Source organism: Streptomyces lateritius (assembly GCF_014649715.1).
GTDB classification, from domain to species: domain Bacteria; phylum Actinomycetota; class Actinomycetes; order Streptomycetales; family Streptomycetaceae; genus Streptomyces; species Streptomyces lateritius.
In genome coordinates this window covers 57,156-66,889 of the sequence record NZ_BMTO01000006.1, presented here as the reverse complement: position 1 = coordinate 66,889, position 9,734 = coordinate 57,156, and the positions used below count along the sequence as shown (strand labels likewise).

Below are 9,734 nucleotides of genomic sequence, written 5' to 3'. Positions count from 1 at the left end.
GACCGGCACCCGGGCGGTGTGGTCGAAGTCCGGCCGCCCCTGGAGCCAGGCGGCGGCCCAGGCGGCGGCCGCCGCCGTGCCGAGGAGCGCGGCGAGAGCCATGGGAAGGGCGCGCGAGCGGGCGTAGAGCGAGAGACCGTTCATGGGATCGGCACCTCGTCGGGGCGGCAGGTGTCGGCCGCCAGGTAGCGGGCGAGATAGTCCCGTTGGGCGGTGGGCGGCTTGGCCCGCAGGGTGTCGACGTACCGCTGCGCGGCGGGCCCCAAGGGCACTCCGTAGTCCTCGGGCGTCGGCGCCAGCCACTCCGCCACCGCGAGGTGGATCTCGCTCGCCCGCTCGGCGTTCGGACCACCCAGGTCGCCTTCTCGGCACGTGTCCGAGAACAGCCATTGAACGGCCGAATTGAGGTACAGGTCGGGGCGCTCGAGCCGGCCGCGTACCGCGTCCTGGCTCGGATCCGGCAGTTCGACCTCACCCGGGCGGGGGGCGCCCGGCCCCAGGACCCAGCGGGTCGGGGCGCCCGGCAGCCCCCGGAGCCGCGCGTTGAGCGGGGCGAGCGCCTTCGAGACGTCCGGGAGCAGCGCGCGGTCGATCGAGGGCAGGCAGACCTGCGGTGCGCCCCCGTCGCAGACGAGGCGGGCGACCTCCGGGTCCGGGCGCCACGGCCCCTCGTCCGGCAGCCGCAGGACCGGCACTGCGGCGGCGATCGCGGCGGCGAGCGGAAGGAGGGCGAGGAGGCGGAGGCGGGCGCGGGCCGCGTACGCGAGGAGGGCGGCCAGGGCGAGGCCCCCGCTCCAGACGGCCGACACGGGCGCGAACCACCACACCGGCTCGTCCCAGGCGAAGTGGTGCTCGGCGGCCGGGCCCAGCCAGCGGGCCGAGGAGCGGGTGTAGGCGCTCAGCGCGAGTCCGACGTAGCCGACGACGGCGAGCAGCGGCGCGGTCAGCCGCCACGGCACCAGCAGACCGACGAGATGGCCGAGCGTGCCCAGGGCGGCGAGCGCGACGGCGTCGGCGGCGAGAAGTTCGAGGTACGGCCGGCCGCCGGAGACGTATGGCCAGGTGGCGAGCAGGCACACGGCCGCCGGGAGGAGCAGGCCGGCGGCCGGCCAGAGCGCGGCGGGCGCGACGGCGAGCAGCGTACGGCGCAGGCGGCCGCGCGGGACCGAGCGCAGCAGCTCCAGCGTGCCGCGCCGCCGGTCCCGGCCGCCCTGCCGGCATCCGGCGGCGAGGGCGAGGGGGCCGGCGAGCAGCCCGGCGGCGACGTGCAGCATGTCGGTCACGTCGGCCCAGCGGCCCTGCCAGCCGGGCGCCTTGCCGTACATCGTCACGAGGATCGTGACGGCGACGGCACCACCGGTCCAGGGCCCGGCCCCGCGTCTCAGCTCGGTACGGAGGACCGAGGAGGTACGGGTACGGGGAGGCGTACGCGGAGGGACGGCGGCCGCGCGGGCCGGTGCGGGGCTCGTGGTCACGGGGTGTCCTTCGGCGAGGAGTCAGTGACCGCGGACGCGGCCGCGCGGTGGCCCCGGAGGGCGGCGGTGTACCCGTGCTCGATCGCGTTGGCCGAGCCGTCGGCGGCGTGCGACACCTCGCCCAGGGCGGTCAGTTCGCCCGTCGTCCCCCGGAAGGCGACCCGGCCCGACTCGATCAGGGTGACCTCCGAGCAGGCCGCCGCCACGTCCTCCACCAGGTGCGTCGAGACGACCACCGTGGCGGTGGCGCCGACCTCCCTCAGCAGAGCGCGGAACTCCACCCGCTGCTCGGGGTCGAGACCCGCCGTCGGCTCGTCGAGGAGGATCAGCTCCGGTTCGTTCACGATCGCCTGGGCGATCCCGGCCCGCCGGACCATGCCCCCCGACAGGGTCTTCATCCCGGCGTCGATCCGGTCGGCGAGGCCCACCCGCTCCACGGCCCGTTCCACGGCGGCCGGGGCCAGTTCGGCGGGCATCTCCTTGAGCCAGGCCACGTAGGCGACGAACTCGCGGACCGTGAAGCCCGGGTAGTACCCGAACTCCTGCGGCAGGTAACCGAGCCGGCGCCGGATCTCCGACCGCTCCCGGTGGGCCCCGGCGTCCCGGCCGAGGAGCTCCACCCGGCCGCGGGAGGGGGCGGCGACGGTCGCCAGCACGCGGATGAGGGAGGTCTTGCCGGCCCCGTTCGGGCCGAGCAGGCCGTGGACACCGGGGCCGAGGGTCAGATCGAGGGCGTCGAGCGCGACGGTGCGGCGGTGCCGGACGGTCAGGCCGGTCACCGAGACGGTCGTCCGCGCGGGGGCGGCCGTGCCGGTCGCGGGTGCCGGGTTCGGCGGGGTCACGAGGTCTCCAGACGGTCGAAGGAACGGCGCCGGAGCGCCAGCAGGCATCCGCACAGGACGACGGCCGCGGCCCAGCCGCCCTGCGCGGCGGGGCCCGAGAGGTAGCGGGCCAGTTCGCCGGTGGCCCCGGGACGCCCGAGCACCGGCCCGGCCACCGCGAGCAGCCACCCGCCCGTGAGGGTCGCGGCGGCAGCCCGGCACCCCACGAACGAGCCGAGCACCAGGGTCGCGAGGGTCAGCGCGAGCCCGGGCAGCAGCCAGGCCGCCGCACCCGGAACACCCGTCACCGGCGGCAGCAGCGCCCCGGCCGCGGTCAGCAGCGGCACGCACACGCCGAGCACGGCGGCCGCCCGGGTGAGCAGCAGGCGCAGCCCGCCGGAGGGCGTCGCGACCCCGATCTCGTACATCGGGTCGGCATGCCTCCCGTACGAGACGGCCACCCCGCCGAGCGGCAGCACCGGGGCGACGGCGAGCAGCACCGGCCGCACCCCCTGGAACCCGGCGCCGTGGGCGAGGCCCACGGCCGCCGCGACGACGACGAGCACGGCCACCAGCCACGCGCCCCGCAGCGCGGGCCCGGCGGCCCACACCATCCGCGCGAGCCGGGGACCGGGGGTACCTGTCGGGCGCCGCCGCCGGGCCGCCACCGCGCCGGCCGGTACCGCGCCGACCGGCACCGGCACCGGCACCGGCACCGGCTCCGCCTGCGGCGACACCACGTGCGGTCGTACCGGCTGCGGCGACACCGCCTGGTGCCGTACCGCTTCCGGCGACACCTCCTCCGGCCGTACCGCCGCCAGCAGTGCGGACCGGACGTGGGCGAGCGCCGGGCCCGCCGGGGTCGCGGCGACCGCGGCGGAGACGCGGGACGCGCAGGCGGTGCAGGTCTCGACGTGCCTCTCCAGGGACCAGGCATCGGGTTCGGGCGCCGCGCCCCGCGCGTAGCGGGTGGCCAGGGCCTCGGTCACGTGCCACGGGGCGGTCATGCGGTGCCTCCCAAGGGGTGCGGGCCGAGGGCGGCGCGCAGTTCGCGCCGGGCCCGGAGGGCGCGGGTCTTCACCGTGCCCTCGGGTATCCCGAGCAGCCGGGCCGCCTCACGGGTGGTCAGACCGTCGACGACGGTGGCCCGCAGGACCTCGCGCAGTTCCGGCGACATCCGGTCGAGAGCGGTGCCGACGTCCCCGTACTCCAGGCCCGCGAGAACCCGGTCCTCCGCAGAGGGGGCGGGGCCGGGCGGCTCGGGGGCCGCCACCCGCTCCGTACGGGCCCGGGCGCGCTGGGCGTCGACCAGCCGCCGGGCGGCGACGACCCACAGCCAGCCGCCGGCCTCCCCCCGGCCGCGATGGGAACCGGCGGAGCGCCAGACCGCGACGAAGGTGTCCTGAAGGACCTCCCGTACGGTCTCCTCGTCCGCGCAGCGCCGCTTCAGCCGGGCGTACAGCCACCCCGCGTGCCGGTCGTACAGCGCGGCCAGCGCATCGGCGTCCCCCCGGGCGACCGCGCGCAGTAGCACCGCGTCGTCATCGTCCGCGTCGTCCGCGTCTCCCCCTGCGGGGCGCAACAGTCTCACGCCCCTCTATCGCTCCGCGGGTGTCCCGCGGTTCACCGTGCTTCTCAGGGGCCGGTCGGCGGGCCGCCCTCGGGCAGCGCCGCGAACACACGGCCCAGCGCGGGCGCGATGCCGCCGTCCGTGGCGACCACGAGCCGGTGCTTGTACGTGACGATGTACCGGAAACCGTCGTGCGCCGGCTCCCCGGTCGGCCGGGCGGGCACCTTCGCGTAGGCCGGGTCCTCCAGGGCGGCGCGGAGTTCGGCGACCTGAGCGGGGGTCATCCGGCCGTGGCGCGAGGACGTGGTGCCGTGGCGGACGGTGTAGCTGCCGTCTTGGCGCACGACCAGCTGGTTCACCACGCCCGCGATGCCGCCGTCGACGTTCACCTCGACGAGGACCTCGTCGGGGGCGGGGTCGTCGGCCTTGACGGTCTCACCGGGTGTCCCGGTCGGAGACGTTCCGGCGGGCGTCGTGGCGGGTGTGCCGGCGGCCGTCCCCGTGGAGCTGCCGGCCGGTGGCGGGGGGACCTCCTGGCCGTCGCAGCCGGCCACCGTCACCGCCGACGCCAGCACCGCCGCAGCGACCCACGACCGCGTCCATCCCCGCCCCCCGTAACGACTCCCGCGCATCATGCCCCCGAGCATGCCTGCGGCCGGCCCCCGTTGAACAGAGGCGCGGATCAGCGGCCACCGCCGTCGCGGCGCCCTCGCCGCGCCCGGTCGCGCACAGCGGGAGGGTGATCGCTCAGAGCGAACAACCGCGGGGGAACATTCGTCGGCTCACGTGCATTGAGTCCATACAGCTCAACTTGACTGCCGAAGGGGAGATCATGGCTGCTGAGTCCACGGAGTACTCGATGCTCACCTTGCCCGTGCTGCCGCTCGACGACGAGGTCGTGCTGCCCGGAATGGTGGTGCCGCTCGACCTCTCCGACAACGACGTGCGCGCCGCGGTGGAGGCCGCCCAGGCCGCCGCGCGGTCCGGCACGGGCAAGCCCAAGGTGCTGCTCGTGCCCCGCATCGACGGGCACTACGCCGGGACCGGTGTCCTCGGCACCGTCGAGCAGGTCGGACGGCTGTCCGACGGCGACCCCGGCGCGCTCATCCGCGGCCTGGGCCGCGTGAAGATCGGCGCGGGGACCACCGGCCCCGGCGCGGCCCTCTGGGTAGAGGGAGGCGTGGTCGAGGAGAGCGTGCCCGAGCCGCTGCCCGGCGCCGTCACCGAGCTGGTCAAGGAGTACAAGGCGCTGGCCACCAGCTGGCTGAAGAAGCGCGGCGCCTGGCAGGTCGTGGACCGCGTCCAGCAGATCGACGACGTCTCCGCCCTCGCCGACAACTCCGGATACTCCCCCTTCCTCACCGTCGAGCAGAAGGTCGAGCTCCTGGAGACCGCCGACCCGGTCGCCCGCCTCAAGCTCGCCACGACGCAGCTGCGCGACCACCTGGCCGAGCAGGACGTCGCCGAGACCATCGCCAAGGACGTCCAGGAGGGCGTGGACAAGCAGCAGCGCGAGTTCCTGTTGCGGCGCCAGCTCGAAGCCGTACGCAAGGAGCTGCGGGAGCTCAACGGCGAGTCCGAGGGCGACGAGTCCGACGACTACCGGGCGCGCGTGGAGGCCGCCGACCTGCCGGAGAAGGTCCGGGAAGCGGCCCTCAAGGAGGTCGAGAAGCTGGAGCGCTCCAGCGACCAGTCCCCTGAGGGCTCCTGGATCCGCACCTGGCTCGACACCGTCCTCGAACTGCCGTGGAACGAGCGGACCGAGGACCAGTACGACATCCAGGGCGCGAAGGGCGTCCTCGACGCCGAGCACGCGGGCCTGGAGGACGTGAAGGAGCGGATCACCGAGTACCTGGCGGTGCGCAAGCGGCGCGCCGAGCGCGGGCTCGGGGTCGTCGGCGGCCGTCGGGGCGGCGCCGTGCTCGCCCTGGTCGGCCCGCCCGGCGTCGGCAAGACCTCGCTGGGCGAGTCCGTCGCGCACGCGATGGGACGGAAGTTCGTACGGGTCGCGCTCGGCGGTGTGCGGGACGAGGCGGAGATCCGCGGCCACCGGCGTACGTACGTGGGCGCCCTGCCGGGCCGGATCGTACGGGCGATCAAGGAGGCCGGATCCATGAACCCGGTGGTCCTGCTCGACGAGATCGACAAGGTCGGCTCCGACTTCCGGGGTGACCCGGCCGCGGCGCTGCTCGAAGTCCTCGACCCCGCGCAGAACCACACCTTCCGGGACCACTACCTGGAGGTCGAGCTCGACCTCTCCGACGTGGTCTTCCTGGCGACGGCGAACGTCCTGGAGGCCATCCCGGAGGCGCTGCTCGACCGGATGGAGCTGGTGCGGCTCGACGGGTACACGGAGGACGAGAAGATCGTCATCGCCCGCGACCACCTGTTGCCGCGTCAGCTGGAGCGGGCCGGTCTGGAGCCGGGTGAGGTGGTCATCGAGGATGCCTCCCTGCGGAAGCTGGCGGGGGAGTACACCCGCGAGGCGGGCGTACGGAACCTGGAGCGGTCCATCGCGCGGCTGCTGCGGAAGGTCGCGGCGCAGCACGAACTGGGCGACCGCGACCTGCCGTTCTCGGTCGGCGTGGACGATCTGCGCGGGCTGATCGGACGCCCGCACCACGTGCCCGAGTCCGCCCAGGACCCGGCGGAGCGGCGCACCTCGGTGCCGGGTGTGGCGACCGGGCTCGCGGTCACCGGCGCCGGCGGTGACGTCCTCTTCGTGGAGGCGTCGCTCGCCGACCCCGAGACGGGCGCGGCCGGGCTGACCCTGACCGGTCAGCTGGGCGACGTCATGAAGGAGTCCGCGCAGATCGCGCTCTCCTTCCTGCGCTCGCACGGCGCGGAGCTGGAGCTGCCCGTGACCGGCCTGAAGGACCGGGGCGTGCACATCCACTTCCCGGCGGGCGCGGTCCCCAAGGACGGACCGAGCGCGGGCATCACGATGACGACCGCGCTGGCCTCGCTGCTCTCCGGCCGTCTGGTCCGTACGGACGTGGCGATGACGGGCGAGGTCTCGCTGACCGGCCGCGTGCTGCCGATCGGCGGCCTGAAGCAGAAGCTTCTGGCGGCCCACCGGGCCGGCATCACGACGGTCGTGATCCCGAAGCGCAACGAGGCCGACCTGGACGACGTCCCGGCCGAGATCCTCGACAAGCTGGAGGTCCACCCGGTCACGGACGTCCGCCAGGTGCTGGAGATCGCCTTGGCCCCGGCTGAGGTACCGGTGGGCGTGGCGGCGTAGGTCCGCCCCCGCCCCGCGATCCCCCGGGCGTGCCGCGCGCCCGGGGGTCGTCGTCGAGAGGGGAGCGTCAGCCGTTCGCCAGGGCCTGCACCCGGGAGAGGTCACCGTTGAAGTGGTTGTGGTCGCCGACCGTCGGGCCGGACGAGGTGTACTGCCACATCGTGTAGTACGGCCAGCCGGCGGGGAGTTCGCCGACCGTCGTGGCGTATCGCGCGACCCAGAGCGGGTTCGTCGCACCGAAGCCGGAGTAGTTGCCGGTGCACTGCTTCCACCAGCTCGTCGCCGTGTAGATCACCGGGTCGCGGCCTGTCCGGTACTTGTACCGGTTCACGAAGTCGCGGATCCAGGCGACCATCCCGGACTGCGTCTTGCCGTAGCAGGTCGCGCCGTACGGGTTCCACTCGATGTCCAGCGCGCCCGGCAGCGTCCTGCCGTCCCGGGACCAGCCGCCGCCGTTGTTCACGAAGTAGTCCGCCTGCGCGGCGCCCGTCGTCGTGTCCGGTGTCGCGAAGTGGTACGAGCCGCGGATCATGCCCACGTTGTACGAGCCGTTGTACTGCTGGGTGAAGTACGTGTTCTTGTAGTAGGTGCCCTCCGTCGCCTTCACGTAGGCCCACCTCACCCCGCTGTTCCACAGGGTCGACCAGGCCACGTTCCCCTGGTGGCTGGAGACGTCCACGCCCTCCGTCTGGGTGGCCTGGATCGAGATGCCGCCGGGCTTGCCGCCCTGGCCGTCGTGCTTGACGACGCCCATGCCCATGTGGGCGGAGCCGCGCTCGGGGATCGCGTCGGCGGCGGTCGCGGGGCCGGAGAGGGCGACGGGGAGGAGCAGGGCCAGGGCCGCGAGCGCGGCTCCGGCGAGGGTCTTTCCGGATCTGTGCACGGGCATTGCGTGCCTCCGAAAGGCTCGGTGGGGAGCGGGGCCGGCACTCGACCGCCTCCGGACGCGCCAGAGTGTGGTGTGAACATGTCAGTAGTGCCGGTGGGAGAGACGCTACGCACGTAGACCCGCCGGGCGGAAGAGGGTCCGGGTACCGCCGTTGGTCTACGCCTGCGAAATACTGGAGGAGCTGCGGCGATGGCCGCCGCGGAAGGAAACTTTCAGGGCCGGAAAGCGCGGACGAGGGGCTGACGTGCACGGAAGCGGTACGGGGAGTGAAGGCGAACCGACCAACAGGAGTGGTGTGGACCAGGAAGTCCTCGCCCTGGAAAGGGAACTGGCGGTCTTTCTGCGCCGAGCCCGCGCCCAGTCCGGCGAGATGGCCCGCGAGGTCCACCCCGAACTGGAGCCCGCCGCCTACGGCCTGTTCGTCCGGCTCGACGACGCCGGGCCGCAGCGTGCCACCGACCTCGCCGGCTACTTCGGTGTCGGCAAGGCGACGATGAGCCGCCAACTGCGCGCGCTGGAGGATCTCGGCCTGGTCGCCCGCGACCCGGACCCGGCCGACGGCCGGGCCTCACTCGTCCGGCTGACGGAGGAGGGACGGAACCGCTTCCGGCACGTACGGGACGCGCGGCGCGGGCGGTACGTCCGCAAGCTCGCGGACTGGGACCGCGGCGAGGTCGCGGAACTGGCCCGCCTCCTGCACCAGCTGAACGCCCGCTCCGAGAGCTGACCCCCGAAGAAGGTTCGCTCCGAGAACCGAGCCGCTCAGGAGAGAAGCGCGTACACCGCCGTGGCGTCGTCATGCAGCTTCCAGCGGCGGACGCGCCCCGCCGTCGCGGGCGCCCCCTGCTCCTGCGGCCAGGGGGCGCCCCCCTCGCTGCGCGTCTCCAGCGCCCGCACCCGTCGGAGCAGGCCGTGCGCCCCTTCCTTGTCCAGTACGCCGAAACAGTCCGCCCAGTCGCCCTCCCGGAACAGCTCCACCCAGCGCGCCGCCCCGTCCGTGAGCGCGGCCAGGGCCCGTACCCCGGAGCGGGGTGTCGTGCCCGTCACCGCCAGCTCCGCCACCGCCGGATCCGCCGCGGCCGTGAAGAAGCCGCCCTCCCGGTTTCGGAGCAGGTCCGTCGCCTCCAGGGAGCGCAGGGTCTCGTCCGGGATCCGGGCGAGACGGTCGTCGAGCACCGCCCGTACCGAACCGTCCGGCGCCTGGAGGAGGAGCACCGCGTCGGAGAGGACCAGGTGCTCGACCGTCGTCCCGTTCCAACGGGCCATCGAGACGGTCGCCTGAGGAGTGCGGACGTGAGAAAGGTCACAGGTGTCCCGGTGGGCGTCCGCGGTGCGCCGGATTGCCGCCGCCAGGATCTCGGTCAACGTCATCTCGGGCCGTGAAGCGGACAGTTCGGTCAAAGCGCCGCCGAGGCGCGCGGTGTACCAGGGCACGTCGTGCACACAACCGTCATCGTCGACCGGCGGTGTCACCCCGTCGAGGACCACGACCGCCCCGCCCGCGCCCGAGGCGGGCAGAGCTGCGGCTGCCCAGTCCTCGTTGGGGCGTTCGGGACTGCCTGGCAGGGTGACGGTTTCGGTGCGCATGATCTCCAGTCTGCCCCGGCCCGCCCGGCCTGCATCACTCCTTCACACCGTCTCCAAACAGGCCGAATTTGGCCTGTACCAAAGCCGCGAGGGCTGGACCGAAGACGGAAGCGGAGCCTCCGGGAAGCTGCGGGCGGGCATCCTGCCA

Annotated in this window: 9 protein-coding genes; 2 read left to right on the top strand and 7 right to left on the bottom strand. The window is 74.2% G+C overall.

Going from position 1 to position 9,734, the window contains the following annotated elements:
* Window positions 1-140 precede the first annotated feature (140 nt).
* The 5 genes from IE136_RS13460 to IE136_RS13440 are packed head-to-tail and all read right to left on the bottom strand — an operon-like array spanning window position 141 to window position 4,501.
* Window positions 141-1,475 carry a hypothetical protein gene (locus IE136_RS13460; RefSeq protein ID WP_189600455.1) on the bottom strand — a complete coding sequence of 445 codons (1,335 nt, stop codon included), beginning with the start codon at window positions 1,473-1,475 and terminating at the stop codon, window positions 141-143.
* Window positions 1,472-2,254, bottom strand: coding sequence for an ABC transporter ATP-binding protein (locus tag IE136_RS13455; protein WP_229818850.1), 783 nt, complete (start codon window positions 2,252-2,254; stop codon window positions 1,472-1,474). The genes IE136_RS13460 and IE136_RS13455 overlap by 4 nt, the downstream gene beginning before the upstream one ends.
* Window positions 2,255-2,313: 59 nt before the next feature.
* Window positions 2,314-3,303, bottom strand: coding sequence for a zf-HC2 domain-containing protein (locus IE136_RS13450; RefSeq protein WP_189600453.1), 990 nt, complete (start codon window positions 3,301-3,303; stop codon window positions 2,314-2,316).
* Window positions 3,300-3,887, bottom strand: coding sequence for an RNA polymerase sigma factor (locus IE136_RS13445; RefSeq protein WP_158990361.1), 588 nt, complete (start codon window positions 3,885-3,887; stop codon window positions 3,300-3,302). The genes IE136_RS13450 and IE136_RS13445 overlap by 4 nt, the downstream gene beginning before the upstream one ends.
* Before the next feature lie 44 nt (window positions 3,888-3,931).
* On the bottom strand, window positions 3,932-4,501 hold the full coding sequence (locus tag IE136_RS13440) for a hypothetical protein (protein ID WP_189600452.1): 570 nt from the start codon (window positions 4,499-4,501) through the stop codon (window positions 3,932-3,934).
* A 197-nt stretch (window positions 4,502-4,698) separates the two neighbouring features.
* Here IE136_RS13440 and lon point away from each other — a divergent pair, with 197 nt between their 5' ends.
* Window positions 4,699-7,110, top strand: coding sequence for an endopeptidase La (gene lon / locus IE136_RS13435; protein WP_158990365.1), 2,412 nt, complete (start codon window positions 4,699-4,701; stop codon window positions 7,108-7,110).
* A 67-nt stretch (window positions 7,111-7,177) separates the two neighbouring features.
* Here lon and IE136_RS13430 read toward each other — a convergent pair whose 3' ends face one another.
* Window positions 7,178-7,999, bottom strand: coding sequence for a lysozyme (locus IE136_RS13430; protein ID WP_158990367.1), 822 nt, complete (start codon window positions 7,997-7,999; stop codon window positions 7,178-7,180).
* Window positions 8,000-8,243: 244 nt separating this feature from the next.
* On the opposite strand from IE136_RS13430, the gene IE136_RS13425 reads away from it, so the two are divergent.
* Window positions 8,244-8,726 (top strand): MarR family winged helix-turn-helix transcriptional regulator, encoded by a 483-nt coding sequence (locus tag IE136_RS13425; RefSeq protein ID WP_158990369.1) that lies wholly within the window; start codon window positions 8,244-8,246, stop codon window positions 8,724-8,726.
* Window positions 8,727-8,761: 35 nt separating this feature from the next.
* Here IE136_RS13425 and IE136_RS13420 read toward each other — a convergent pair whose 3' ends face one another.
* Window positions 8,762-9,586 (bottom strand): protein phosphatase 2C domain-containing protein, encoded by an 825-nt coding sequence (locus tag IE136_RS13420; protein ID WP_189600451.1) that lies wholly within the window; start codon window positions 9,584-9,586, stop codon window positions 8,762-8,764.
* Between the last annotated feature and the right edge of the window lie 148 nt (window positions 9,587-9,734).

Coding starts and splice junctions, on each gene's coding strand:
- IE136_RS13420 (WP_189600451.1), bottom strand. CDS start 9,586: ATGCGCACCGAAACCGTCACCCTGCCAGGCAGTCCCGAACGCCCCAAC.
- IE136_RS13450 (WP_189600453.1), bottom strand. CDS start 3,303: ATGACCGCCCCGTGGCACGTGACCGAGGCCCTGGCCACCCGCTACGCG.
- IE136_RS13430 (WP_158990367.1), bottom strand. CDS start 7,999: ATGCCCGTGCACAGATCCGGAAAGACCCTCGCCGGAGCCGCGCTCGCG.
- lon (WP_158990365.1), top strand. CDS start 4,699: ATGGCTGCTGAGTCCACGGAGTACTCGATGCTCACCTTGCCCGTGCTG.
- IE136_RS13440 (WP_189600452.1), bottom strand. CDS start 4,501: ATGATGCGCGGGAGTCGTTACGGGGGGCGGGGATGGACGCGGTCGTGG.